Source organism: Lentzea sp. NPDC055074 (assembly GCF_053608005.1).
Window position 1 is genome coordinate 98,622 of the sequence record NZ_JBSGUQ010000019.1, and the last position, 25,844, is coordinate 124,465.

The 25,844-nt window shown below is 69.3% G+C and carries 18 protein-coding genes; 15 read left to right on the forward strand and 3 right to left on the reverse strand.

The features are described from left to right. The first annotated feature begins 8 nt into the window (after positions 1-8). Together gndA and dacB are read left to right on the forward strand one after the other, a co-directional pair. Positions 9-1,439, forward strand: coding sequence for an NADP-dependent phosphogluconate dehydrogenase (gene gndA, locus ACWF7A_RS34140; RefSeq protein WP_452254632.1), 1,431 nt, complete (start codon positions 9-11; stop codon positions 1,437-1,439). After that, complete coding sequence (gene dacB / locus ACWF7A_RS34145) at positions 1,436-2,965, forward strand: D-alanyl-D-alanine carboxypeptidase/D-alanyl-D-alanine endopeptidase (protein ID WP_452254633.1); 1,530 nt, start codon at positions 1,436-1,438, stop codon at positions 2,963-2,965. The genes gndA and dacB overlap by 4 nt, the downstream gene beginning before the upstream one ends. Positions 2,966-3,019: 54 nt before the next feature. On the opposite strand, the gene ACWF7A_RS34150 is transcribed toward dacB, so the two are convergent. Together ACWF7A_RS34150 and ACWF7A_RS34155 are read right to left on the reverse strand one after the other, a co-directional pair. Beyond that, a complete protein-coding gene (locus tag ACWF7A_RS34150) occupies positions 3,020-5,233 on the reverse strand; it encodes a SulP family inorganic anion transporter (RefSeq protein WP_452254634.1) in 2,214 nt (737 codons plus the stop codon). A gap of 385 nt (positions 5,234-5,618) precedes the next feature. Beyond that, positions 5,619-5,936 carry a hypothetical protein gene (locus ACWF7A_RS34155; RefSeq protein ID WP_089917134.1) on the reverse strand — a complete coding sequence of 106 codons (318 nt, stop codon included), beginning with the start codon at positions 5,934-5,936 and terminating at the stop codon, positions 5,619-5,621. A gap of 148 nt (positions 5,937-6,084) precedes the next feature. Between ACWF7A_RS34155 and ACWF7A_RS34160 the strand changes: the two genes are divergently transcribed. The 11 genes from ACWF7A_RS34160 to ACWF7A_RS34210 all read left to right on the forward strand — a co-directional run bounded on the left by ACWF7A_RS34160 (position 6,085) and on the right by ACWF7A_RS34210 (position 21,939). Beyond that, on the forward strand, positions 6,085-6,933 hold the full coding sequence (locus ACWF7A_RS34160) for a helix-turn-helix domain-containing protein (RefSeq protein WP_452254635.1): 849 nt from the start codon (positions 6,085-6,087) through the stop codon (positions 6,931-6,933). 22 nt (positions 6,934-6,955) lie between these two features. Further along, on the forward strand, positions 6,956-7,147 hold the full coding sequence (locus tag ACWF7A_RS34165; RefSeq protein WP_452254636.1) for a DUF397 domain-containing protein: 192 nt from the start codon (positions 6,956-6,958) through the stop codon (positions 7,145-7,147). Positions 7,148-7,465: 318 nt separating this feature from the next. Further along, on the forward strand, positions 7,466-10,300 hold the full coding sequence (locus tag ACWF7A_RS34170; RefSeq protein ID WP_452254637.1) for a BTAD domain-containing putative transcriptional regulator: 2,835 nt from the start codon (positions 7,466-7,468) through the stop codon (positions 10,298-10,300). Positions 10,301-10,370: 70 nt separating this feature from the next. Further along, complete coding sequence (locus tag ACWF7A_RS34175; protein WP_452254638.1) at positions 10,371-10,526, forward strand: hypothetical protein; 156 nt, start codon at positions 10,371-10,373, stop codon at positions 10,524-10,526. Positions 10,527-10,537: 11 nt separating this feature from the next. Beyond that, the gene (locus tag ACWF7A_RS34180; RefSeq protein WP_452254639.1) at positions 10,538-13,510 is read left to right on the forward strand and encodes a helix-turn-helix transcriptional regulator; all 2,973 of its coding nucleotides are present in this window, start codon (positions 10,538-10,540) and stop codon (positions 13,508-13,510) included. Between the two features lie 119 nt (positions 13,511-13,629). Then, positions 13,630-14,382 carry an ABC transporter ATP-binding protein gene (locus ACWF7A_RS34185; RefSeq protein ID WP_191302766.1) on the forward strand — a complete coding sequence of 251 codons (753 nt, stop codon included), beginning with the start codon at positions 13,630-13,632 and terminating at the stop codon, positions 14,380-14,382. Positions 14,383-14,389: 7 nt separating this feature from the next. Continuing rightward, positions 14,390-16,909: an ABC transporter permease gene (locus ACWF7A_RS34190; RefSeq protein WP_452254640.1), complete on the forward strand. Its 2,520-nt coding sequence runs from the start codon at positions 14,390-14,392 to the stop codon at positions 16,907-16,909. A 503-nt stretch (positions 16,910-17,412) separates the two neighbouring features. Beyond that, positions 17,413-18,675, forward strand: coding sequence for an ABC transporter substrate-binding protein (locus tag ACWF7A_RS34195; RefSeq protein ID WP_452254641.1), 1,263 nt, complete (start codon positions 17,413-17,415; stop codon positions 18,673-18,675). Between the two features lie 53 nt (positions 18,676-18,728). Continuing rightward, complete coding sequence (locus ACWF7A_RS34200; protein ID WP_452254719.1) at positions 18,729-19,652, forward strand: carbohydrate ABC transporter permease; 924 nt, start codon at positions 18,729-18,731, stop codon at positions 19,650-19,652. Positions 19,653-19,656: 4 nt separating this feature from the next. Next, a complete protein-coding gene (locus tag ACWF7A_RS34205; protein ID WP_452254642.1) occupies positions 19,657-20,481 on the forward strand; it encodes a carbohydrate ABC transporter permease in 825 nt (274 codons plus the stop codon). A gap of 36 nt (positions 20,482-20,517) precedes the next feature. After that, positions 20,518-21,939 carry a GH1 family beta-glucosidase gene (locus ACWF7A_RS34210; protein ID WP_452254643.1) on the forward strand — a complete coding sequence of 474 codons (1,422 nt, stop codon included), beginning with the start codon at positions 20,518-20,520 and terminating at the stop codon, positions 21,937-21,939. A gap of 114 nt (positions 21,940-22,053) precedes the next feature. On the opposite strand, the gene ACWF7A_RS34215 is transcribed toward ACWF7A_RS34210, so the two are convergent. Continuing rightward, entirely contained in the window at positions 22,054-23,247 is a 1,194-nt protein-coding gene (locus ACWF7A_RS34215; RefSeq protein ID WP_452254644.1) for an esterase-like activity of phytase family protein, read from the reverse strand. A gap of 72 nt (positions 23,248-23,319) precedes the next feature. Between ACWF7A_RS34215 and ACWF7A_RS34220 the strand changes: the two genes are divergently transcribed. Beyond that, positions 23,320-24,342 carry a GNAT family N-acetyltransferase gene (locus tag ACWF7A_RS34220; protein WP_452254645.1) on the forward strand — a complete coding sequence of 341 codons (1,023 nt, stop codon included), beginning with the start codon at positions 23,320-23,322 and terminating at the stop codon, positions 24,340-24,342. Positions 24,343-24,417: 75 nt separating this feature from the next. Then, a complete protein-coding gene (locus tag ACWF7A_RS34225) occupies positions 24,418-25,446 on the forward strand; it encodes a LacI family DNA-binding transcriptional regulator (RefSeq protein WP_373294230.1) in 1,029 nt (342 codons plus the stop codon). Positions 25,447-25,844: the final 398 nt, after the last annotated feature.

Below are 25,844 nucleotides of genomic sequence, written 5' to 3' on the forward strand. Positions count from 1 at the left end.
CTGTGCGCATGACGGAAGGCAAAGCACGTATCGCGGTCACCGGTCTTGCCACCATGGGCAGCAACCTCGCGCGCAACCTCGCGCGTCACGGGTTCAAGGTTGCCGTGCACAACCGGACGCCCGCGAAGATGAAGGCCCTGCTCGACGAGCACGGCCACGAGGGTGACTTCGTCGGCGCGGAGACGTTGCAGGACCTGGTCGACAGCCTGCAGACGCCGCGCCAGATCATCATCATGGTCAAGGCGGGTGGCCCGACCGACGCCGTCATCGACGAGCTGAGCGGGATCCTCGAGCCGGGCGACATGGTGATCGACGGCGGCAACGCCCACTTCAACGACACGCGCCGCCGTGAGGCCGCGCTGAAGGAGAAGGGGCTGCTGTTCGTCGGCGCCGGCATCTCCGGTGGCGAGGAGGGCGCGCTCAACGGCCCCAGCATCATGCCGGGCGGTCCGGCGGAGTCCTACAAGCACGTCGGCCCGGTCTTCGAGGAGATCGCGGCCAAGGTGGACGGTCAGCCGTGCTGCGTGCACGTCGGGCCGGACGGCGCCGGTCACTTCGTGAAGATGGTCCACAACGGCATCGAGTACGCCGACATGCAGCTCATCGCCGAGGCGTACGACCTGCTGTCCCGCATCGGTGGCCAGTCGCCGGCGGAGATCTCCGAGGTCTTCACGCAGTGGAACTCGGGCGACCTGGAGTCGTACCTGGTCGAGATCACCGCCGAGGTGCTCAAGCACGTCGACGCCGACGGCAACCCGCTCGTGCAGGTCATCGAGGACGCGGCGGAGCAGAAGGGCACCGGCCGCTGGACGGTGCAGGAGGCGCTCGAGCTGGGCGTCCCGGTCACCGGTATCGCCGAGGCCGTGTTCGCCCGCAGCCTGAGCGGTCACACCGACCAGCGCAAGGCCGTGCGCGAGGCGTTCGGTGCCAGCGAGGTCGTCGCGAAGCCGGACGCCGAGCTGGTCGACGACGTGCGCCAGGCGCTTTACGCGTCGAAGGTCGTCGCGTACGCGCAGGGCTTCGACATGATCCGCGCGGCGTCGGAGGAGTTCGACTGGAACATCGACCTCGGCGCGATGGCGACGATCTGGCGCGGCGGCTGCATCATCCGCGCGCAGTTCCTCAACCGCATCCGCGAGGCGTACGACACCAACGCGAACATCGCGTCTCTTTTGGTGGACAACTACTTCCGCGACGCGGTGCAGAACGCCGAGGCCGCTTGGCGCAGGGTCGTGGTCCGTGCGGTCGAGTCCGGCGTGCCGACTCCTGGCTTCGTGTCCGCTTTGGCCTACTACGACGGACTTCGCTCCGAGCGGCTGCCCGCCGCGCTCGTGCAGGGACAGCGGGACTTCTTCGGGGCGCACACGTACAGGCGCACGGACAAGCCCGGTAGCTTCCACACGTTGTGGTCGGGTGATCGATCAGAGGTGGAAGCGTGAAATTTCGTGTTCTGGGGGCGGTCGTCGCTGTGGCGGCAGGGTTCTCCCTGTCGTCCAGCGGCGGCGCCGTGGCGGTCGGAAACGAGGCGCTCACGGCTGATCTCGACACGATCCTCGCCGACAACGCGCTGAAGGGCGCGGACGTCGGCGTGGTCGTGCGGGACGCCAACTCCGGAGAAGTGATCTACACCAGGCAGAGCAGCAGGCGTTCCCAGGTCGCGTCGAACCTGAAGCTGCTCACCACGGCGACGGCGCTGGACCTGCTGGGCCCGGACTTCCGCTGGAAGACCGAGCTCGTCTCCGCTGGAACGAAGACCGGGACGGTGCTCGACGGCGACCTGGTGCTGCGTGGCGGCGGGGACCCGACGATGTCCCGGCTGCGCTACCAGCAGCTCGCGGACTCGTTGAAGGCCAGCGGTGTCACGACGGTCAACGGCGCGTTGGTCGTCGACGACAGCAAGTTCGACGCGCAACCGTACGGCTCGGGCTGGGCGTGGGACGACGAACCGTTCTCCTACAGCGCGGAGACGTCGGCCCTCACCCTCTCGCCGGACGCGAAGTTCAGCGCGGGCACGGTGGTCGTGCGCGTCAAGCCGGGTGCCGCGGCGGGCACCCCGGCCGTCGTCACGACCGAACCGGCGAACGACCACGTGCAGATCGTGTCCACGGCGACGACCGGCAACGCCGGCATCACCGTGGAACGGGAGCACGGTACGAACCGCGTCATCGTCAGCGGTTCGACGTCCGTCGAGACCACCAGGCTCTCGACGGTCAAGGATCCGACCGGGCTCGTCACGTCGGTGTTCCAGAAGGCCTTGCAGGCCAGCGGGATCACCGTCACCGGTGGCGTGAAGCGGCAGAAGGCCCCGGCCGGTGCCGCGGTCCTCGCGACGGACACGTCGCAGAAGCTCAGCGAGCTGATGGTGCCGTTGCTCAAGGACAGCAACAACATGCTGGCCGAGGTGCTGGTCAAGACCGCGGGTGGCTCGTTCACCAACGGCGTCAACCAGCTCAGCACCAAGTGGGCCGGTCTGGGCGTCGACCCGAACGCGGTCGAGGTCTTCGACGGCTCCGGCATGTCGCGGCTCGACCAGTTCTCGCCGGACGACCTCACGTCGGTGCTGATCAAGGCGAAGACCAAGCCGTGGTTCTCCGCGTGGCAGGCGTCGCTGCCGGTCGCCGGTGTCGACGGCACGCTGGTCAACCGCATGAAGAACACCCCGGCCGCGGGCAACGTGAAGGCCAAGACCGGGTCGCTCTCGGGCGTCTCGGGCCTGTCCGGGTACGTGAGGACGGCCGCGGGCAGGGATCTCGTGTTCTCGGTGGTGCAGAACAACGTCCTGTTGTTCAACAGCCCGAAGACCATCGAGGACAGGATCGCCGTGCGCCTGGCCTCGGACGGTGGCACCGTGTCGCCGCAGGTCCAGTCAGTGCCGCAGCAGCGCAAGGCTCCGGCACAGGACCGCACCGAGGTTCCCGCACAGGAACGCTTCGACGTGGAGTGCTCCTGGATCGGCACCTGCTAGGAACAGTCGCAAGTGGAGCCGCCCCGAGCTTTTTCGGGGCGGCTCCTCGCTTTTCTACGCCGGTGACGGCACGGGTTCGAGCCCGTTGAGGTCCGGGTCCACGAGGTACACGCGGGCGTTCGAGATGTCGAAGTACATGCCCTTCAACGTCAGCGTGCCCGCCGCGATCGCCTCCCGCACGCTCGGGTAGCCGAGCAGGTTGTCGAGCTGCTGCGCGACGTTCGCGACGGCGAGCCGGTCGGCCACCGGCAGGTCCGCGCAGCCCGGTGACGTGGGCGCGTGGAACCTGATCAGCGACGGTTCGGCGTTGCGCAGCCACGAGTGCAGGTGCGAGCCGCGCGACGCGGACCCCTTCACCAGTGCCTTCATCGCGCCGCAGTCGGAGTGCCCGCACACGACGATCTTGCTGACGCCGAGGATCTCCACCGCGTACTCGATCGCCGCGCCCACGGACCTGTCGCCGGCGGACGACATCGGCACCAGGTTGCCGATGTTGCGCACGCAGAACAGGTCACCCGGCCCGGACGTGGTGATCAGGTTGGGCACCACGCGGGAGTCCGCACACGTGATGAACAACTGCTGGGGCCGCTGCCCGCGCACCGCCAGCTCGTGCAGGAACGGCCGCACCAGCGGCGCCGAGCGGCGTTCGAACTCGTGCATGCCGCGCAGCATCGGGTCGCTTTCGGCCGAGGCCCGCTGCGCCGGCAACGAGACCGCGTCCGGGGTGCCCTGCCAGTGCGACCACGGCGCGAACCAGCGCGGCAACGGGCCGGGCAACGTCTTGCGCCGCCCCGGTTTGCCCTGGTCCGCCCGGTCGTACCAGGTGTCGTGCACCTCGTCGACCCGCACTCGGCCGCCGAGCCGTTCGTAGCCCTCGCGCCAGTCGTTGATCGCCTCGTAGGACGCGTGGTCCAGGTAGTCGACGTGCAGCTCCAGCAGGACGGTCTCGCCCTGCGGCATCCTGCGCAGCTCCCGCACGAGCCGCCCGACTCCCAGGAACACCAACGATCCGCGCACGCACACCCGGTTGCCCTCGACACGCACCGAACAGTGCGTCAACCGGTACAACGCGCGCAGCAACGCGATCACCAGACCGGCGACCACGCCCTCCAGCAGTCCGAAGAGGACAACGCCGAGAGCGGTCGCCGCGTAGACCATGAACTCCCCGTGCCGCAGCAGGTTCCGCATCCGGTCGATCGACACGAGCTTGAGCCCGACGACGAACAGCACGCCCGCCAGCGCGGACAACGGGATCAGTTTCAGGGCGGGAGCGAACGCCAGCACCGCCACCGCGATCCAGACACCCTGGAAGATCGCGGCGTACCGGGTCTTGGCGCCCGCCGCGACGTTCGTGGAGCTGCGCGCCAGGCCACCGCTGATCGGGAACCCGCCGAGCGCGCCCGTGAGCACGTTGCCGGTGCCCTGCGCGATGAGCTCCTTGTCGAGCCGGGCGCGCGGCCCGTCGTGCAGCCGGTCCGTGGCGACGGCCGACAGCAACGACTCCATGCTCGCCACGAGTGCGACGGTGACGACGGCCGTGAGCACCGTGCCGACGCTGCCCCGCGGCATCTCGGGGAACGTCAGCGCGTGGCTGTCCGGCAGGTCGACGCGCGCGACGTCGAGGCGCAGCACGGACGCCAGCGCGGTCGCCAGGGCCACGGCGACCAGCGGCGCGGGGATCAGCGAGACGCGCGGAATCCGGGGCCACAGCAGCAGGACCGCGATCGCCACCGCGCCGGCGGTCACCGAGCCCAGCGAGAGGTCGGCCAGCGACCCCGGCAGCAGCGCGAGGTTCGCGGGCACGGTCGACGCCGCGGTGCCGCCGAGCACCACCACGAGCTGCCCGACGGCGATCGAGACGCCGATGCCGGCGAGCATGCCGTGTACGACGGCGGGGGACAGCGACATCACCAGGCGGCTGATCCCGGTGAGCCCCAGCGCGAGCTGCAGCACGCCCGCGGCCAGCGTGATCGCCGCGGTGGCCGCCCACCCGAACTGCGCCACCAGCCCGGCGACGATGACGACGAGCCCGGTGCCGGGCCCGCTGATCTGCAACGGTGCTCCGCTGATCGCGCCGACGACGACGCCGCCGATGATCGCGGAGATGATGCCCGCCATCAGCGGCGCGCCCGTGGCGTGCGCGATGCCGAGCGACAACGGGATCGAGATGAGGAACAGCACGAAGCTCGCGGGCAGGTCGTGCTTCAAGAGCAGCGGAGGACCGTGCGGGGTGTGCTCGCCGGTGGTGGTCCTGGGTTGGTGGTTCACGTGGTTTCCCTTTTCTGGACAGCGGCATGGCCCTGTGCGGCGGATGCACAGGGCGGGGAAGGGGAGCTGTGAAGGGGAGCGCTCTAGAGGCGCTCTAAGGGCAGCAGACGGCGCGGCCGGACGGCGGAGAGCTCGTCGGCGCGGTCATGCGGGGTCGGCACGGGAACACCTCCGTGTCGGCACAGGCATCGTGGGGCGGGATCAGGCCGCGTCGCCACCAATGATGAGGCCGGAAACGGTGCTGTGGCAGATCTTTCAGCCAACCGTGTTGATCTTCGCGGAGGCAGTCACGCGAGGTGATGACGTAGAAGGGCCGGCTCCGGTCGGGGGGTGCGGAGCCGGCCCAGGTCGCGACGGAACTGAAGAACTATCGAGTTCCGGAAATTCAGCCTACCGAGCGCAGGTGCTTGCCGTGTGAAGTCTCCTGGCCGACGACGGTCAGGATCAGCTGCGCCGAGAGATAAGCACGGCACGGTGCGGGCATTCGCCTCGAGAACCAGCCGCGCTTGCAGGTCGCGCACCGGCCGTGCTCGTCGGGCTGGTGCTCGTCGAGCAACGCCTTCACCACCGCGACCACCCTCGGCAACTCAACCCTGGCGAGTACGAGAGCGGTCTGGTCGTCGCCGCGTTCGGCGAGATCGGTGAGTGTGGCCAGGTGGGAGTGCAGCGACTTGTCCAGTTGGCTGAACACCGTGACGGCCATCAGGCTCAGAGCTCCAGTCCTTACGTAAGCAGCCCATGCAGACTGTCGCGCCGAACCTGCGATCTGCAAGTTGCAGTACACGAATGGATGACGTCTCTTTGCGACACGCTCCTTTGCTCTCAAACTGGGAACGACCAGGAGGTGTGGGATGTCCAGGGGCAGCAGCCCGACCCTGCGCAAGCGCCGGCTCGTGAGCGAGCTGAGGCGGTTGCGCGAAGCGGCCGGGCTGACGATCGAAGAGGTGGGTGAGCGCCTCGAGTGCTCGGCCTCGAAGATCAGCCGCATCGAGACGGGGCGTGTGGGGGTGAGCCCGCGCGACGTGCGGGACATGCTCAACGCCTACGACGCGGACGCCGCCACCCTCGAAGAACTGGTCCAGCTGGCCAGGGAAGCCCGTCGCAAGGCGTGGTGGGACGAGTTCGGTGACATCGTGCCCGGTCGTTACGTCGGGTACGAGGCCGACGCGGACTCGATCAGGACCTATCAGGGGCTGATGATCCCCGGCCTGCTGCAGTGCGAGGCGTACACGAGGGCGTTGATCTCCCAGGTGCTGCCGGACGCGCGCACCGCCGAGATCGACCGGCGCGTCCGGTTGCGCAAGGCCAGGCAGGCCTTGCTGAGTGAGGACGACCCGTTGCGCCTGCACGTCGTGATCGACGAGGCCGCCCTGCGCCGGCTCGTCGGCGGCGCCGAGGTGATGCGCGTGCAGATGGCGCGTCTTCTCGAAGTCGGTGCACTGCCGAACGTCACGATGCAGGTCGTGCCGTTCAGCGCCGGAGGTCATGCTGCGATGGACGGCCCGTTCGTCATCTTGAGCTTTCCCGAGCAGCTCGACTCCGACGTGGTGTACATCGAAAGCACCAGAAGTGGCGTCTACCTGGAACAACAGTCGGACGTCCATTCCTACGCCGAGATGTTCGAGCGTCTCGTGAGTTCCGCCCAGTCCCCGCGGGAATCGGCAACCCTGATCACGGAGATCGCTCGCACTCTCGCGTGACTGCGACCGGGGAGTGAACAGAGTGGAAAGCTTGCGTTGGCGCAAGAGCAGCAGGTCGTCGGCCGGTGGGCCCGATTGCGTGGAGATCGCGCTCGTTCCATCAGGTGCGGCGGTCCGTGACAGCAAGAACGCGGACGGAGCGAGGCTGGCGTTCGGCGGAGCGGGGTGGGACGTCTTCCTCGCTGCCGCGAAGACCGGCTCTTTCGTCGGCTGATTGACGAACACGCAGAAGGCCCGGCTGGATTCGCCCAGCCGGGCCTTCTCGCGTAAGGGGACGTGGGTCGGCCGGCGTTCCGCCGCCGCGGGCTGGATGCCCCTTGCACGCCGGCCGACCCACGTCGATCATGGGGAGCAGCGGGTGTTCCGCTGTCCGGTCCAACCTGCTCCGACTCGCTGATCTCCGGTTTCCGTTGATCTCGCGGTCTGTGGTTGGTTGGACACGCTAAGCGTAAGAATGCCTTCTACAGCACGACTGGAGCCCGACTGAAGTGATCTTCAAGCTCCAGGTGGCCCACAGGCGAAGGACAGATCGGTGACGCACGGCGAGGAACCCCTTCGGTTCGAGGTTCTCGGCCTTCTCCGAGTCGTTCGCGCAGGTCAAGAGGTTGATCTCGGTGCGGCGAAGCAGCGCGCGGTCCTCGCGGTCTTGCTGCTGGCACGGAACACGCCCGTCAGTCGCGGGCAGATCATCGAGGCCGTCTGGGGGGACAACGTGCCCTCCAGTGCCGTCAATCTGGTCCAGACCTATGTGGCCGGGCTGCGCCGGGCCCTCGAACCGACCCGTGCGCGACGGGCTCCCGCCGAGCTGCTGACCTCGGTCGGCGACGGCTACCTGATGCGCGTCGAGCCCGGCGCCCTGGACCTCGACGTCTTCGAACGTCAAGTCCTGCTCGCGAACCGCATGCGCGCCGCCGGTGACCTGGCCGGAGCCGCGGTCGAGCTGGACGACGCGCTGGCGTTGTCCCGGGCCGAGCCGCTGGGCGGGGTCTCCGGCCTCTTCGCCGACGTCGAACGCGGCCGGCTCGTCGAACGGCGGCTCGCGGTGCTGGAGGAGCGCGCCGAGCTCGGCCTCGGCATCGGGCAGGGCCCGGAACTGCTCTCGCAGCTCGGCTCGATGGTCACCGAGCACCCGTTGCGCGAACGCGGCCACGGTCTGCTGATGCGGGCGCTGGTCCAAGCGGGCCGGCAGGCCGAGGCGCTGGCCGCGTACCGCGAGGCCCGCGCGGTGCTGATCGAGGAGCTGGGCGTCGAGCCGGGTCCCGAGCTGCGCCGCGTGCACCAGGCCGTGCTCGCGGGGGACAGTCCCGAACCGGAACGCGCGCCGGTCCGCGTGCCGCACCAGCAGACGACTCCCGAACCCGCGCCGGTGACGATCCCCGCGCAGCTGCCGCGCGCGCCCGTCGCGTTGATCGGCCGGGACGTCGAGCTCGGGTACATGGACGCGTTGCTGCGCGGCCACGAAGGCCCGGTGATGCTCGTGACCGGCCCGGCCGGGGTGGGCAAGACGGCGCTGGCGCTGCACTGGGCGCACCGGGTGCGCGAGGAGTTCCCGGACGGCCAGCTCTACGTCGACGTGCACGGGTACGACCCGAACCGGGAACCGCTGGAGATCGGCGAGGTGCTCAACCGGTTCCTGCGCGCTCTGGGCGTCCCGGCCAGTGACACCCCCGTCTCGGTGGACGAGCGCTCCGCCCTGCTGCGCACGTTGCTGGCCGACCGCCGGATGCTCGTGATGCTCGACAACGTCCGCAGCTCGGCCGACCTCTTACCGCTGCTGCCGGGCGCGCCCTCGTGCGTCGTCGTGACGTCCCGTCGTCGGCTCGTCGGACTCGTCGCGCAGGTCGAGGCGAAGCTGATCGAGCTAGACATGCTCGACCCGGAGGCCGCCGTCGACGTGCTGGGCCGCATTGCCGGCCGCTCCGACATGGAGGCCGGTGCCCTGCGTGAGCTGGCTCTGTTGTGCGACGGCCTGCCGCTCGCGTTGCGGATCGCCGCGGCCCGTCTCGCCGTGGCGCCCCGTCTACGCGTGGCCGAGCTCGTCGAGGAGCTCCAGGACGAGCAGGGCCGTCTCGCCGCCCTCGGGCTGGAGGACGGCGAAGGCACCGTACGAGCCGCATTGGACGCCTCGCGCCGTGCGCTGCCCTCGGAGCCGTCGCGGTTGCTCGCGATCGTCGGCCTGCATCCCGGCGCGGACCTGACCCCGCACGTGGTCGCGGCGATGGGCGACGTCCCGTTGCTGGAGGCCCAACGCGCGCTGGACGCGTTGACGGCCGCGAACCTGCTGTCGGTCAGCGAACCCGGCCGGCACTTCGCGCACGACATCGTCCGCGTCTACACCAAGACGCTGGCGGGGGAGCTGTCCGAACCGGAACGCCGCGCCGCCACCGGCCGCATGCTCGACTACTACCTGCACTGCGCGGACCTCGCCGACGGTCTGCTGCCGATCAACCGCGGCAGCGTCCTCGTCGCACCGGAGCACCGGCCCGTCCACGTGCCCGCGATCTCCGGTCCCGCGGAGGCGACGGCCTGGTTCGACGCCGAGCGCGCCAACCTGATCGCCGCCGCCGAGCTCGCCTCTGGTTCGGGCTGGCACGTCCACGCGTGGCAGCTGCCGTACACCCTGTCGCGCTACCTGTGGCTGCGGACCGAGCGTGAGACGTCGTTGCGCCTCACCGAGGCCGCCCTGCAGGCCGCGATCGCCCTGAACGACGACGACGCGCGGTTCGTCATGCAGTTCAACCTGGGTGTCGCGCTGCTCCAGTTCGAACGCTTCGAGGAGGCCCTGCAGGCACAGCAGGGCGCGCTGGAAGTGGCGCGGCGCAAGGAGGACGTGCACCAGCAGGCCCGTGCCCTGACGACGGTCGCCGGCACGTTGCAGGACCTGGGACGTGCGGCCGAGGCCGAGGCGCACTACCGCGAGGCGATGGAGATCTCGCGGATCGCGGGCTCGAAGTGGGCCGAGGCCAACGCCCACCACCACCTCGGCCTGCTGTACCTGAGCACCCAGCGCTTCGACGACGCGATGCCGTGGCTGAGGGTGGCGTTGCGGATGTACCACGAGGTCGGCGAGCAGTGCGGTGAGGCGGCCTGCCACACCGACATTTCCACGGCGTTGCTGGAGACCGGGGACACGGACGGTGCGCTGTCCGCTGCGCGCACGGCGTTGGCGGTGGCGTGTGACGCCGTCTCGCCGTACCACCAGGCGTTGGCGCACGACCGGCTCGCGGCGGTGTTCGAGAAGCTCAACGCGGCGGGGGCGGCGGCGCACTGGCAGCGGGCGCTGGCGTTGTTCACCGAGCTGGGGGCGCCGGAGGCGGACGGCGTGAGGGCGCGGCTGGCCCGCGCGCGTGCGGTGACGGTCGGGTAAGGGGTCCGTCGCGCAGGACTGCGTGATCGCCCGATGCCTGAGGTGCGGCCTCAGGACGAACCTCAGGTCCATGAACGAATGGACCCCTGAGGCGATCAAGGCGGAAATCGACTACCGGCGTGGCACCGCGGTGTGCAACTGGCGCCGGGCCAACCGCGACATGCCGTCGTGGCTGAGCCGGGTGATGCACCGCACCTCTGGAAAACACGGCAACGCTGGCTCATGACATGTGCGAGCATGCCTCTTGTGGCGCGCCTCGGTTCCGGAATCCCACTGGTCGCGCGTGATCGGGAACTGGTCCGGTTGCGTGCCGCGTTGGCGAAGGCGGGCGAGGGAACCGCGGGGGCGGTGCTGCTCGCGGGCGACGCCGGGGTCGGCAAGACCCGGCTGATCGACGAGCTGGCCGCCAGCGCCGACGACACCCTCGTCCTCATGGGACGGTGTCTCGACGCCGGTGAGACCGGCCTGCCGTACCTGCCGTTCGCCGAGGCGCTGAGCAAGCTCAAGACCGACGTCGCGAACCGGCCCGCGCTCGCGATGTTGCTGCCGCAGCTGGCGTTGCCGGCCGAACGCGAGCCCGGTACCGAGGGCATGATCGCGCCGAGCCTCATCCCCGGCCGCCGGCCCGAGCAGGACGTGGGGCAGCTCCAGCTGTTCGACGCCGTGCTCGGGCTGCTGGGTGATCTCTCCGAACGGCAGCGGGTGCTGTTCGTGGTCGAGGACCTGCACTGGGCGGACGCGTCCACCCGGTACCTGCTGTCGTTCCTGTTGTCCCGCCTGCGTTCCCAGCGCCTGCTGGTTGTCGCCACCTACCGCGCTGACGACCTGCACCGCAGCCATCCGTTGCGCCCCTTGCTGTCCGAGCTGGTCCGGCTTCCCGCCGTCGACCGCATGGACCTCGCGCCGTTCAACGCGGCGGACGCCCGCCGGTTCGTCGAGGCGCTGTCCGACGACCTGCCGCAGGACGTCCTCCGGCAGGTCGCGGAACGCTCCGAGGGCAACGCCTTCTTCGCCGAGGAGCTCATCGCGGTGGCGACGTGCGACGACGCCAGGTCGTTGCCGTCCGCGCTCGCCGACGTGCTGCTGAGCCGGGTCGAGAGCCTCAGTCCCGAGGCGCAGCACGCCGTTCGCGTCGCGTCCGCCTGGGGCCGGCGCGTCCGGCACTACCGGCTGCACGAGGTCGCGGGCATGGCGGACCTCGCGTTCGACGCGGCGTTGCGCGAACTGGTCCAGCACCACCTGCTCGTCGTGAGCGACGACGAGGTCTACACGTTCCGCCACGCCCTCGTGCGCGAAGCCGTCTACGGGGACCTGCTTCCCGGCGAACGGGTGCGGCTGCACGCCGCCTACGCCCACCACCTGGCCCAGCGGCTGGAGGAGCGCGGTGCGGCGTCGGCGCTGGCCCACCACGCGTTCGAGAGCCACGACCTGCCGCAGGCGCTGAAGGCCTCGATCGCCGCGTCCAGGGAGGCCGAACGCGCGGGTGCGCCCGCGGAGTCGTTGCGGTACCTGGAGAAGGCGCTCAACCTGTGGAACGCGGTGCCGAAGGCGGACCGTCCGTCCGATGTGGACGAGTCGGTGCTGCTGCGGCGCGCGTCCTGGGTCGCGGGCACGGCCGGGCAGCCGGAACGCGCGGTCGCGTTCGCCCGCAGCGCCACCAAGGCGATCAGCGCGGAGCAGACGCCGGAGGAGGCCGCCGAGATCTGGCTGCGGCTCTCGCAGGCGCTGTCGATCCTCGACGGCAACGAGGAGGAGCACTACCTGGTCCTCGCGAAGGCGCTGCAGCTCGTGCGGGACCGCGAACCCAGCCCGACGCGCGCCAGGGTGTTCGCGGGCAAGGCTTCTTCCCTGCGCCAGCAGCGCAAGGACGCCGAGGCGCGCGAAGCGGCCGAGGTGGCCATCGCGAACGGGCAGGCGGCGAACGCGCCGGGTGCGGTCGCGGACGGCCTGGGCACGCTCGCGATCCTCGACGACCACGCGGGCGAACCGGCCGAGGCGAAGGCCAGCTTCGAGCGCGCGATCGAGTGCGCGCGCGAGGTCGGAGCGTTCAACAACGAGCTGAGGGCTTGGTACTACTACGGAATGATGCACTACGACCGCGGCGATCTGGCCGAGGCGGCGCGCGTCTACAACCTGGCCGGGAACAGGGCCAAGGAGACCGGCCTGACCTGGAGCATGTACGGGCTCGAGATCCGGGTCCTGCAGGTGCTGGTGCACTACTACATCGGCGACTGGGACTATGCGGCGTGGGCCAGCGAACCGCCCGGAATGTCGGTGTCGTCGACGGTGCTGGCCCGGCTGGCGTCGGCGAGCACGCACCTCACGGTCTCGCGCGGCGACCTGGCCGAGTCCGAGCGGATGATCACGAAGCTGCGCAGCGACTGGCACCGCGACATCCAGATCGCACTGATCAACGGCGGTACGGGTGCCGAGCTCGCGTTGTGGCGCGGCCGTCCCGAGCTGGCCGTCGAACGCGTCACGGACGCGCTGGCGTGGGCGCACAAGCTCGGCGGTCCGTGGATGCTCGCGGGCATCCGGATCGGCGCGGTCGGCATCGCGGCGCACGCGGAGATCGCCGCGAAGGCGCGTCGCAAGCGGGACGCCGGGGCGGAGGCCGGCGCCGTGAAGGCCGGCCATGAGCTGGCCGAACACGTCCGGCTGACCGCCCGGAACGGCAAGCCGCGCGCCGGGATCCTGGGGCCGGAGGGCCGGGCGTGGCTCGCCCGCGCGCTCGCCGAGGAGTCCCGGCTGACCGGCGCGGGTGACCCGGCGCTGTGGCAGGCGGCCGTCGACGAGTTCGCGTACGGCGTCGTGTTCGAGCAGGCCCTGTGCCGGTGGCGGCTCGCGGAGGCGTTGCTCGGCGCGGACCGCCGTGACGAGGCCGCCGAGCAGCTCAGGCAGGCCGACGAGGTGGCGACGAGGCTCAAGGCCGTGCCGCTGGCCGAGGCCGTCGCGGCGTGCGCCAAGCGGGCCCGCATCACCCTCAGGGTGGACGAACCGGTGCGCGAGCAGGTCGACCTCTTCACCCCGCGCGAACGCGACGTGCTCGGCCTGGTGGCCTCGGGACGGACGAACCGCGAGGTCGGCGAGGAGCTCTACATCAGCGAGAAGACCGTGTCCGTGCACCTTTCCCGGATCATGGCGAAGCTGGGGGCCTCCCGGCGTGCGGAGGCCGTGGCGATCGCGTACGACCGGGGTCTGCTGGAATAGCCCCGGTTGTCATACCTCAGGCTGATGCGCAACGCGTCGCGGAGTTGATGTCCGCGCACGGACCGTCGAAATAGCTTCTTCCTCATCAAGGAACGTCCCCTGTGAGGAAGGCAAGCGACATGTCTGCACTGGTGTCCGAGGTCGGCACCCGGACCGCCGCGGCGGCCCACAACCTGGTGAAGGTCTACGGCAAGGGTGACACCGCGGTGCGGGCGCTCGACGGCGTGAGCGTCGCCTTCCAGGCCGGCCGTTTCACCGCGATCATGGGCCCGTCCGGCTCCGGCAAGTCCACGCTGATGCACTGCCTCGCGGGACTGGACACGGTGGACGGTGGCGCGATCCACATCGGACAGACCGAGATCACCAAGCTGAACGACAAGGACCTGACCAAGCTGCGCCGCGACCGCGTCGGCTTCGTCTTCCAGGCCTTCAACCTGCTCCCGACGCTGACCGCCGAGCAGAACATCCTGCTGGGCCTGGAGCTCGCCGGTCGCAAGCCCGACAAGGAATGGTTCGACACGATCGTCAACGTGCTCGGGCTGCGCGACCGCCTGACGCACCGCCCGACCGAGCTCTCCGGTGGCCAGCAGCAGCGCGTGGCGTGTGCCCGTGCGCTCGTCGCCCGTCCCGAGGTCATCTTCGCCGACGAGCCGACCGGCAACCTGGACTCGCGCAGCGGTGCCGAGGTCCTCGACTTCCTGCGCATGTCGGTCCGCAAGATGGGCCAGACCGTGATCATGGTGACGCACGACCCGGTGGCCGCGAGCTACGCGGACCGCGTGGTGCTGCTCGCCGACGGCCGGCTCGCGGGCGAGATCCACCAGCCCACCACCGAGTCCGTCGTCAACGCGCTCACGCACCTGGGGGCGTGAGCTACCGATGCTGAAGACGATCCTTGCGGGCCTGCGCGCCCGCACGGCGAGGCTGGTGCTGTCCAGCATCGCCATCGCGCTCGGCGTCGCGTTCGTGACGGGCACGCTCGTGCTCGGCGACGCGGTCGGCGAGCAGACCAGGGACAACTTCGCCCGCAGCGCCCGCAACGTCGACGCGGCCGTGCACACGGCGGAGAACAGCCCGAACCGGGAGGACGGCATCCCGGCCGACTTCCTGCAGAAGATCCGCACCACCCCCGGAGTCGAGGGCGCGGACTCGCGCGAGTTCGGCAGCGCCGCGTTGCTCAGCGGCGAAGGCAAGGCGCGCAACGCGTTGGTGCAGCCGCTGCCGACGACGGAGAAGCTGCGCGACTTCAACCTCAAGGACGGCAAGTTCCCGGTCAGGGCCGACGAGGCCGCGGTCGACGTCAAGACCGCGCAGATCGCCAAGCTCAAGGTCGGCGACAAGCTGAAGCTGCTCGACAAGGACAACGCCGAGCACGCGTTCACCATCGTCGGCACCTACCAGCAGGGCGCCAGCAGCATCTCGATGTCCGGCAGCGACCACGTCGTCGTCTCGCCGGAGGGCCTGCGCACGGTCATTCCCGACCAGCGCGTCTACGAGATCGTCGCGGTCGCCAAGCCCGGCGTGACGCAGCAGCAGCTCGTCGCCGACATCACCAAGGCCATCGGCCCCGGTTACCAGGTGCAGACCGGTGAGGAGCTGACCCAGGCCACGCTCGCCCAGGTCGGCGACGCCGCCGGGGAGATCAAGACCTTTCTGCTCGCGTTCGCCGCGATCTCGCTCGTCGTCGCGGGAATGGTCATCTACAACACCTTCACGATCCTCGTCGCCCAGCGCACGAAGGAGCTCGCGCTGCTGCGCTGCGTCGGTGCGAACCGCTCGCAGGTGTTCCGCAGCGTGCTCGCCGAAGCGCTCTTCATGGGCCTCGCGGCGTCCGTGCTCGGCCTCCTCGGCGGCGTCGGCGTCTCGGCCGGACTGCAGGCGTTCATCAGCACGGTCGGAGGCCCCGGCGGCGGTGACGACAACCCGATCCGCCTGCCGATCTCGTGGGTGACGATCGCCGCGGGCTTCGGTGTCGGCGTGGTCGTGACGGTGCTGTCGGCCGTGCTGCCGGCCCGTCGTGCCACCCGGGTCGCCCCCGTGGCCGCCCTGCGCTCGCAGCCGGACAGCTCCGACGACGTCGCCCGCACCGGCAAGGTCCGGATCGTCGTCGCGACGCTGATCGCACTGGCCGGTGGCGCCGCCGTCTACTTCGGACTTCAGCAGGAGAAGGAAGAGCCGGCGATGTTCATCACCGGTGCCGGCACCATGGTGCTGCTGCTCGCGGTGCTGTTCCTCGGCCCGCTCTACGTGCCGCTGGTGAACCGCTTGTTCGGCAAGGCCCTGCGCGGTGTCCCGGCGAAGCTGGCATCGGCCAACGCGGGCCGCAACCCCAAGCGCACGGCCGCGACGACGGCGGCGCTGATGATCGGCGTGACCATCGTCGCGATGGTGGCGGTCGTGGCCGGCAGCGGCCGCGCGACCATGAACGAACAGGTCGACAAGCGCTTCCCGGCCGACTACGCGGTCAAGTCGAACGTCTACAGCCAGCCGCTGTCGCAGAAGTTCACCGACGAGCTCGCGAAGGTCCGCAACGTCGCGCAGATCGCGCCCGAGCTCAGGGCGTTCGGCGAGTCGCCCAAGCTCGAGTACGCCGACGTCACCGGCTACCCGACCGAGGCGCTCGGCTCCCTCGTGAGGCCGGACCTGGCCGGGGGCACGCTGACCGGGCTCGAGGACGGCGAGATCGCGATGCGCGAGAAGGAGGCCAAGGTCGCCGGCGTCGCCATCGGCTCCACCGTCCCGATCAGCGGCAAGGACCTCAAGGTCGTCGCGCTGATCAAGGACAACAGCTACGGCACCGGCATCGTGACTCTCAAGACCGCCGAGTCGATCCTGAAGGAGCCTGTCAAGGGCTACCAGAACGTGCTGGTCAAGCTCACGCCGGGCACGGACATCGCTCAGGCCCGTGCCGACCTGGAGCGGTTCATCGCGACCTCACCGGTGGCGGTGCTGGACTCCGCGGCGGAGACCAAGGCGGAGCTGAACTCGCAGATCGACCAGATCCTGCTGTTCATCTGGGCCCTCGTCGGCCTGGCGCTCATCATCGCCCTCTTCGGCATCGCGAACACGCTGACGCTCTCGGTGCTCGAACGGACCCGCGAGTCCGCCCTGCTGAGGGCCCTGGGCCTGACCAGGGGCCAGCTGCGGCAGATGCTGGTGGTCGAGTCGATCCTGATGGCGCTGATCGGCGCGGTCGTGGGCGTGCTGCTCGGCGCCGGGTTCGGGTGGCTGCTGGTCGAGGCGATCTCCAACTCGGAGTTCACGATCAGCTTCTCCATCCCGTTCGGGCAGATCGGCATCATGCTCGGCCTGGCCGTGGTCGCGGCGGTCATCGCGGCAGCCCTGCCGGCCCGTCGTGCGGCCAGGAACTCCGTGGTCGCGGGCATGGCGGAGGCGTAACGAACCTTGCGGAACACCCCGCCCGGCCTCGCTGTCGGGGGCCTCGGCCGGGCGGGTTCGGGAGTGCGGAGACAGGGGCCGCACGACCGGGGGATCGGTGGAGGTCCGGTGCTGTCGGGGCACCGGACCTCCGCTGCGTTCGCGCAACCGATTCGTTTTCATGTTCACCTGCATGAACCGGGCCACCTCTACCCGCCCGAGGACACCTCACACACGACCTCGAGAAAAAACTTCTCCCGCACGCGTCACTTTCGGCCCGCAACCCCCTCTACCTGGGGTGAGGGACGACCGGAGCGAGGGCCCGGTCGTCCCTCTTCGTCGTTTCCGGGGCCTCCCGGGCCGCACCGGCCGCGACACGCGGAATTCCGGCACAGGTTTTTGTTGCCTGCCTCCACAAAGTTACGGAACGATGTCGACCGCTTGACACCCGCGCGTCTCCGGTTGAGTGTGAGAGCGCTCTCATCACAGTTAAGCGCCGCTCACGGCGTCGTCGAGGAGGACGGATGAGCACAAGACTGGTCGGCAGCGTCGCTGCGACCCTCGCGATGGTTCTGGTCGCTGGATGCGGCGGGAGTTCCGGGGCCGACGGCAAGATCGAGCTGTCGCTGGGTCTGTTCTCCGACTTCGGGTACGACAAGCTCATCGAGGAGTACATGGCCTCGCACTCGAACATCAAGATCGAGCAGCGCAAGGTCAAGATGGAGCAGCACAACACGCAGCTCGCGACGCAGCTCGCGGGTGGACGTGGTGCCGCGGACATCGTCGCCCTCGAGGAAGGCGTGATCTCGCAGTTCCGCGCCTCCAAGGACAAGTTCGTCAACCTGTCGGAGTACGGCGCGAAGGACCTGAAGGACCAGTGGGCCGGATGGAAGTGGAACCAGGGCACCGCCGACGGCGGTGAGTTCGTGCTGGGGCTGGGCACGGACATGGGCAGCCTGGGTCTCTGCTACCGCTCCGACCTGTTCGCGGCGGCGGGACTGCCGACGGACCGCGCCGAGGTCGCCAAGCTGTGGCCGACCTGGGCCGACTACGCGAAGGTCGCCGACCAGTTCGCGGCCAAGACGCCGAACGTGAAGTTCGTCGACACCGGCCGCAACGTCTACAAGGCGATCCTCGACCAGACCGAGGAGGGCTACTTCGCGAAGGACGACTCGTACATCGCGGAGAAGAACGACAAGGTCAAGGCGGCGTTCGACCAGGCAGCGGCTCTGGGCACCAAGGGGCAGACCGGTGCTCTCGAGCCGTTCAGCCAGGACTGGAACGTCGCGCTGAAGCAGGGTTCGTTCGCCACCACCACCTGCCCGGCCTGGGCGCTCGCGCTGATCAAGGCGGGTGCCGGCGACGCGGCGGCCGGGAAGTGGGACGTGACGACGGCGCCCGGCGGCGGCGGCAACTGGGGCGGCTCGTTCCTCGCCGTCCCGAAGCAGGGCAAGCACCCGAAGGAGGCCTACGAGCTCGCCAAGTGGCTCACGGCCCCCGAGCAGCAGAAGCGGATCTTCAAGGAGACGGGCAACCTGCCGTCGCAGCCGAAGGTCTACCAGGACGCCGACGTGCAGGCGACCGTCAACGAGTACTTCAACAAGGCTCCGGTGGGCCAGATCTTCGCGACCTCGGCGGAGTCGCTGAAGCCGACCTACCGCGGCACGAAGGACTCGAAGGTCGGACCGGTGTTCGGCACCGCGCTGACCCGTGTGGAGCAGGGCAAGCAGTCCGCGGCTGACGCGTGGACGCAGGCCCTGAAGGAAGCGACGGACGCCGCCAAGTGACGGTGACGCGTCCAGAGACCGAGGCGGCTCCGGCCGCCTCGGTTTCGCCTTCCATCCCACCGCCGAAGCGCTTCAGGCTGAGCAACTGGGACGCCAAGTACACGCCGTACCTGATCATCGCCCCGTTCTTCCTGGTGTTCGGGGTCTTCGGGCTCTACCCGCTGATCTACACGGCGTGGGTGTCGCTGCACGAGTGGCAGCTGATCGACGGCAACCTGGGGTTCGTCGGTCTGGACAACTACGCCGAGCTCTTCGGTGACAGCAAGTTCTGGAACGCGCTGTTCAACACGCTCAGCCTGTTCGTCCTCTCGACGGTGCCGCAGCTGCTGGCCGCTCTCGGTCTCGCCGCGCTGCTGGACCGGGGCCTGCGCGGCAGTGCGTTCTGGCGTGCCGGTGTGCTGCTGCCCAACGTCATCTCGGTCGCTGCGGTGGCGCTGGTGTTCGCGCAGTTCTTCGGCCGCGACTTCGGCATCGTGAACTTCCTGCTCGGGTTCGTGGGCATCGACCCGATCGACTGGCGTGCCGAGACGTGGGCCTCGCACCTCGCGGTGTCGACGATGGTCATGTGGCGCTGGACGGGCTACAACGCGCTGCTGTACCTGGCGGCCATGCAGTCCGTGCCCAAGGACATGTACGAGTCGGCCACTCTGGACGGTGCCGGGCGCTGGCGCATGTTCTGGTCGATCACCGTCCCGTCGATCCGCCCCACGATCCTGTTCACCGTCGTCACCTCGACGATCGGCGGTCTGCAGCTGTTCGCGGAACCGGCGCTGTTCGACCCCGGGTTCGCCGCCAACAACTCGACCGGCGGCTCCGACCGGCAGTTCCAGACGCTGGTGCTCTACATGTACGAGAAGGGCTTCCGGTTGTTCGACGCCGGCTACGCGGCCACCGTCGCGTGGATGTTGTTCGTGGTCGTCCTCCTGGTCGCGGTCGTCAACTTCACGCTGACGCGCCGCATCGCGGGCAAGGAGTGAGCGCATGAAGAACGCCAAGGCAGGACCGCTGCTCTACGGGTTCCTGGTCGCCGTGCTCGCCGCGTCGATCTTCCCGCTGTACTACTCGTTCATCGTCGCGTCGAAGGACAACTCCGTCCTCGGCGAGAAGGTCCCGCCGCTGATCCCCGGCGGCAACCTGGTCGAGAACATCACCCGCGTCTTCGACACGGTCGACTTCTGGCTCGCCATGCAGAACTCGTTCATCGTGGCGTCGACCGTGGCGATCTCGAACGTCGTGCTCGGCACGCTCGCCGGGTTCGCGTTCTCGCGGCTGCGGTTCAGGGGCCGCGACTCGCTGTTCCTCGTCGTGCTCGGCACGGCGATGGTGCCGACGCAGCTCGGCGTGATCCCGCTGTACATGCTGATGTCGGACCTCGACTGGTACGGCACGCTGCAGGCGGTCATCGTGCCGGTGCTGATCGGGTCGTTCGCGGTGTTCTGGATGCGCCAGGCGTGCGAGGAGACGGTGCCGTACGAGCTGATCGAGGCCGCGCGCGTCGACGGCTGCTCGGTGCTGCGGACGTTCTGGCACGTCGGGTTCCCCGCGGTGCGCCCGCAGGCGGCGGTGCTCGGCATGTTCACGTTCATGACGGCCTGGAACGACTTCTTCTGGCCGTTGATCGTGCTGGACCCCAACGACAGCCCCACTGTGCAGGTCGCCCTGTCGACCCTGGCCAGCGGGTACTACACCGACTACTCGTTGATGCTCGCCGGCGCCTCCATCGCGGTGCTGCCGGTGATCGCGATCTTCGTCCTGCTGTCCCGCCAGATCGTCGGCGGCATCATGCAGGGCGCCCTAAAGGGATAAAACTCAGCAGGGATCAAGCCACGAGGATGTGAATGTATGACGACCGACTCGGACGTCGAGGTCGGGCGGGAGGTGCTGACCTTCCCGCCGGACTTCCTGTGGGGAGCGGCCACCGCGGCGTTCCAGATCGAAGGCGCGACCACTGTGGACGGTCGCGGGCCCTCGATCTGGGACACGTTCGCCGGGACGCCCGGCAAGGTGCTGGCGGGGGACACGGGCGATCCTGCCTGCGACCACTACCACCGGTACTCCTCCGACGTGGACCTGATGGAGTCCCTCGGGCTCGCCTCGTACCGGTTCTCCATCGCGTGGCCCCGGATCCAGCCGAGCGGCAGCGGCCAGGTCGAGGAGCGCGGGCTCGCGTTCTACGACCGGCTGGTCGACTCGCTGCTGGAGAAGGACATCCAGCCGCTCGCCACGCTGTACCACTGGGACCTTCCGCAGGTCCTGGAGGACTTCGGGGGCTGGCGCAACCGCGACACCGCGTACCGCTTCGCCGAGTACGCCGCGATCGTGCACGAACGGCTCGGCGACCGGGTGCAGGCCTGGACGACGCTGAACGAGCCGTGGGTCTCGGCGTTCCTGGGCTACGGCAACGGGATCCACGCGCCGGGCATCACCGACGCCGTGGCGTCCCTGGAGGCGGCGCACCACCTGCTGCTGGCCCACGGGCTCGCCACGCAGGCGTTGCGCGCGCAGGCACCCGACACGCACCGCCTCTCGATCGTGCTGAACTTCAGCACCATCTGGGGCGACAGCGACTCGGAGGCGTCGAAGGAGGCCGTGCGCAAGGTCGACGGCCTGCAGAACCGCATCCTGCTCGACCCGATCCTCGGCAAGGGCTACCCGCTCGACGTCCTGCAGGACACGACGTGGCTGGGCGACTGGACGAACGTGGTCCGCGACGGGGACATGGAGACCATCGCGACCCCGATCGACTGGATCGGCGTGAACTACTACAACCCGACGCGCGTCGCGCCCGCCGACCCCGACTTCGTGCCGGCCGGTCCGCACGCGGGCCTGCGCGGCGTCGCGTTGCAGCCGCCGCAGGGCGAGCTCACCGGGTTCGGGTGGGAGCAGAACGCCGACGCGTTCACCGAGCTGCTGGTGCGCCTGTCCCGTGACGTCGACGGGATCCCGCTGGTCGTCACGGAGAACGGGTCCGCGTTCCCGGACGTCGTCGACGCCTCGGGCCGGGTGCACGACGTCGCACGGACGAAGTACCTGGTGGACCACGTTCGCGCGGTGCACAGGGCGATCTCCGAGGGCGCCGACATCCGCGGCTACCTGGCCTGGTCGCTGCTCGACAACTTCGAGTGGGCGGCCGGGTACTCGCAGCGGTTCGGGATCGTGCACGTCGACTTCGAGACGCAAGCGCGCACGGTCAAGGAGAGCGCGGCGACGTTGTCCCGGATCATCGGGCAGAACGGGCTTCCCGCGCACGGTTACACCGTTTAGTCCAGAGACGGGCCGAGGGGGCCTCGAGCGCTCTCACCTGCGGATACTTGTGTCCGCAGGTGAGAGCGCTCTCTTGTTCTGGTGGTGTGGCTCGCAACGTCGCGTGACGCGCCACTAGCGCCTGCGCAGGACCCTCGGGTCGGCGTGCAGGTTGTTCGCCAGCCTGATGGTGATGAACTCGTTGTCGTCCGGCTTGCCCGGCGTGCGGCCCGACGACGAGGGGAAGTTGTTGTCGTTGAGCACCGCGATCGTGCGGTCGTCGAGGATGGTGACGTCCTCGATCGTGACGAACGGGAACCTGAACGGGTCCGCCTGCCCGCCGACGTGCTTCGGGTTGGCGAGGTTCAGCAGGTCGGCGACGAGGGTCTTGTCGAGCTTGCCGTCGGAGTTCCTGTCCCGTTTGTCGGCCAGGTAGACGCGCTTGACGATGGCGTCGGCGCCCTGGGCGCTGTCGCGTTCGATGATCAGCAATCGGTTGTCGTCGACCGCGATGGCGTCACCGATGGCGAAGTTCGGGTCTTCCAACTGGTAGCGCCACGTCGTGCCTGTGAAGGAGTTGGACGCGATGTCGAACTCGTTGAGGCGCAGCGTTCCCGGGGTGTCCCCGGCGACGGTGCCCTCGAGCAGCGCGTTGATCCTCTTGCCGTCCGGGGAGAGCGTGATGCCCTCGAAGCCCTTGCTGCCGCCCAGGTTCGGGTTGCCGGCGGGGTTCTCCGGAGCGCGCACGCCGGGCAGCGGGACCGGCGGTGCCAGCAGGCGGCCGGCGCGGTCGAAGTGCAGCAGGTACGGGCCGAACTCGTCGCCCATCCAGTAGGTGCCGTCGGCGCCCCTGGTCACGGACTCGACGTCGATGTCCGCGCCGGTGATCACGCGGTCGGGGCGGGTCAGCGGGAACGGGATGTGGCCGTTCGGGTCGGTGAGCGTGACCCCGCCGAGCACGTCGACCGTGTTCTTCGCGAAGTCGGGCGCGATGCGGTGGATGCGCAGCAGGAAGTCGGCGCTGTTGGCCTTCGTGCCGTAGCCGTTGTCGGAGATGGCGTCGAAGGTGCCGTCGCTGTTGCGGACGAGGCCGCTGAAGCCCTGGATCGGCTGGTCGGCGAACGGCGGCGTGACCCCGTTGATCGGGGTGGTCCCCAGTGCCGCACCGCTCGGTTCGCTGCCGGGGAGGTAGGTCTGGGCCGGGAGGAAGGCGAAGTTCGTCAGCGTGGCCCGCTTCGGGGCCTTCTGGCCGTCCGCCTGGGACGCGGTGGGCGAGGCGAAGGCAGTGACGGTGAGCAAAGTGAGGCCTACGGCCAGTGTTCTCCTCATGGGGCGACCCTATGACGAGCGTTTTACCCGTGGTTCGCCTCGCGGCAACAACCTCCATGAACTCTTGACGTCATGACGACGACCTGGCGCATGCGCTTCGAACTCAGCGACAGCCCCGGCGCGCTCGCCCGCGTCACCGTCCGGCTGGCCGCCGCCGACTGCAACGTCCTCGCGCTGCACGTGATGCCCGTGCCCGGCGGAGTGATGGACGAGATCGTCGTGCGCGCAGGTGAAGGCGTGCTTCCCGCGGACCTCGTCGACGCCGTGCGGTGCGAGGGCGGCAAACGCGTCAGGATCACCCTCGCGGACATGAGGGACCTCGTGGACTCACCGACTGCCGTGCTGCGCGCCGCCCGCATGGCGCTCGCGGACCCGGAGCAGACCGCCGACGCGCTCCGCCAGGTGCTGGCCGCGGACTCCGTGACGCCCGGCGAGGCCGGGGACGGCCAGGTCCAGTTGGGAGAGTGGGTCGTCCGGCGTGGCTGGGCTCCCTTCACCCAGGTCGAACTGACGCGCGCACAGGCGTTGCTCGACCTGGTGGACGCCCCGGCGCCGTCGATGCGGGCGATGCTCAGCGACGACGGCGTGGCCCTGGTGCTGCGTCCCGGTTCGGCGGCGGACGAGGACGCCGTCGCGGGCCTGCACTCCCGCTGTTCGATGAGGACGATGTTCAACCGCTACCACTCCGGCATGCGCACCGTGCCCCGCCGCTGGCTGCACCGCCTGCTCGAGCCGCCGCGCGGCACCACCGTCCTCGCCCAGTGCGGCGACCAGGTCGTGGCCCTCGGCCAGCTCATCCACACGGGCACACCGGACTGCGCCGAGATCTCGCTGCTGGTCGAGGACGCCTGGCAACGCCGAGGAGTCGGCGCGGCCCTGCTCGGAGCCCTGGCCGCGGACGCCCGCGCCGCCGGCTTCACGGAGCTCGTCGCGTGGTGCCTGCCCTCCGAGACCGCCCTGGTGCGCACGGCTGCCCGCGCCGGCCTCTCCGCCACGACACGCCGGGAGGACGGTCTGCTCCGTGTTTCGATCAAGCCCCGCGGGCGTGCGGCGACGACCCCGGTCATGGACGACGTTGTCGAAAAAACACGATGAACAGCGCGGAAAGCCACCTCGGAGATCCTTTGGGGCTAAGCTGCTTAGCGGATCAAAGGTTTTCATCGAGGAGTGGTGGTGCTCGTGTCCAACCACGCGCGTCCGACGTTGGAAGACGTTGCCGCGAGGGCAGGGGTTTCCCGCGCCACAGCGTCACGAGTGCTGAACGCGTCACCACGCGTCAGCCCTGAAGCGCTGGAAGCGGTCAACGCCGCGGTCTCGGCCCTGGGCTACCAGCCCAACCGCGCCGCGCGGGCGTTGGTCACCCGCCGCACAGGCGCAGTGGCCGTGCTGTTCTCCGAGCCCGAGCCCAAGATCTTCGACGACCCGCACTTCGCGCGCCTGATCCGTGCGGGGGCACGGGCACTGGCCGACGTGGACGTGCAGATGGTCCTCATGCTGGTGCACTCGCCTGACGACCAGGCCCGTGCACACCGGTTCCTGGCCGGCGGCCACGTCGACGGTGCCCTGGTGTTCGCGCCGCACCGCAACGACGAGCTCGTCTCCGTGGTGAAGAAGCTGCCGCTGCCGGTGGTGTACGCCGGTAAGCCCTGGGGTTCGTTGCGGGGGATGCACCTCGTGGACAACGACAACGAGGGCGGCGCTGTTCTCGCCACCGAGCACCTGAAGTCACTCGGACGTCGGAAGATCGTCCACGTCTCCGGTCCTCTGGACGAGCTGTCCGCCATTGATCGGTTGAACGGGTTCCGGTCTGCCTTGTCGTTGGACGACAAGGGGGCCGCTCGGTTGACCGAGGACGGTGGGTTCACCCGGGAGGGTGGGCGGAAGGCGATGTCCGCGCTGTTGGCTCGGGTGCCTGCTCTTGACGCGGTGTTCGTTGCGTCGGACCTGATGGCTGCTGGGGCGTTGGAGACTTTGCAGGAAGCCGGGCGTCGGGTGCCTGAGGATGTTGCCGTGGTCGGGTTCGACGATCATGTTGCTATCGCTGAGCACACTTCGCCGCCGTTGACTTCTGTTCGGCAGGACTCGGACGAGCAGGTCAAGGTGATGGTGGAGCACCTTGTGAAGTTGCTTCGGGATGAGACCGTCAAGAGGAAGCAGCAGATGCTGCCCACGGTTTTGGTTCGGCGCGAGTCTGCTTGAGCGGGTTGAGCCTTGGCAGGGCTGACCTTGCGCGGGTTGAGCCTTGTGCGGGTTGAACCTTGTGCGGGGCTGCCGTTGCGTGGGGCGATCTGTGCGTTGGGCGATCTGTGTGTGGGGCGACCTGTGTGTGGGGCGACCTAAGACGGTGGTCACCTTGAGGGCGGCCACCTTGCGTTGCGTGGTTCCCCTGGGGCTCTGCCCCAGACCCCGGCAATCTGATCAGGGGGCTAGCGCCATGCGTGGGTAGATGGCACGCCTGTTGCTTGGAGCGGCTGCCTGTTTCGTAGTTTGCTTGCGTTGGCGGTGGGGTCCCATCACAAGCCGCACCAAGAGCGGGCCACATGCAGGTAGGGGTGTCAACTCGACGGAAATCGTGGCGAGTTTGCACCCCCACCTGG

Bases quoted from the DNA above. Each gene is read 5' to 3' on its own strand.
- gndA (WP_452254632.1), top strand. From the start codon at position 9: ATGACGGAAGGCAAAGCACGTATCGCGGTCACCGGTCTTGCCACCATG.
- ACWF7A_RS34155 (WP_089917134.1), bottom strand. From the start codon at position 5,936: ATGGCCGTCACGGTGTTCAGCCAACTGGACAAGTCGCTGCACTCCCAC.
- ACWF7A_RS34160 (WP_452254635.1), top strand. From the start codon at position 6,085: ATGTCCAGGGGCAGCAGCCCGACCCTGCGCAAGCGCCGGCTCGTGAGC.
- ACWF7A_RS34175 (WP_452254638.1), top strand. From the start codon at position 10,371: ATGAACGAATGGACCCCTGAGGCGATCAAGGCGGAAATCGACTACCGG.
- ACWF7A_RS34180 (WP_452254639.1), top strand. From the start codon at position 10,538: ATGCCTCTTGTGGCGCGCCTCGGTTCCGGAATCCCACTGGTCGCGCGT.
- ACWF7A_RS34185 (WP_191302766.1), top strand. From the start codon at position 13,630: ATGTCTGCACTGGTGTCCGAGGTCGGCACCCGGACCGCCGCGGCGGCC.
- ACWF7A_RS34190 (WP_452254640.1), top strand. From the start codon at position 14,390: ATGCTGAAGACGATCCTTGCGGGCCTGCGCGCCCGCACGGCGAGGCTG.
- ACWF7A_RS34195 (WP_452254641.1), top strand. From the start codon at position 17,413: ATGAGCACAAGACTGGTCGGCAGCGTCGCTGCGACCCTCGCGATGGTT.
- ACWF7A_RS34205 (WP_452254642.1), top strand. From the start codon at position 19,657: ATGAAGAACGCCAAGGCAGGACCGCTGCTCTACGGGTTCCTGGTCGCC.
- ACWF7A_RS34210 (WP_452254643.1), top strand. From the start codon at position 20,518: ATGACGACCGACTCGGACGTCGAGGTCGGGCGGGAGGTGCTGACCTTC.
- ACWF7A_RS34215 (WP_452254644.1), bottom strand. From the start codon at position 23,247: ATGAGGAGAACACTGGCCGTAGGCCTCACTTTGCTCACCGTCACTGCC.
- ACWF7A_RS34220 (WP_452254645.1), top strand. From the start codon at position 23,320: ATGACGACGACCTGGCGCATGCGCTTCGAACTCAGCGACAGCCCCGGC.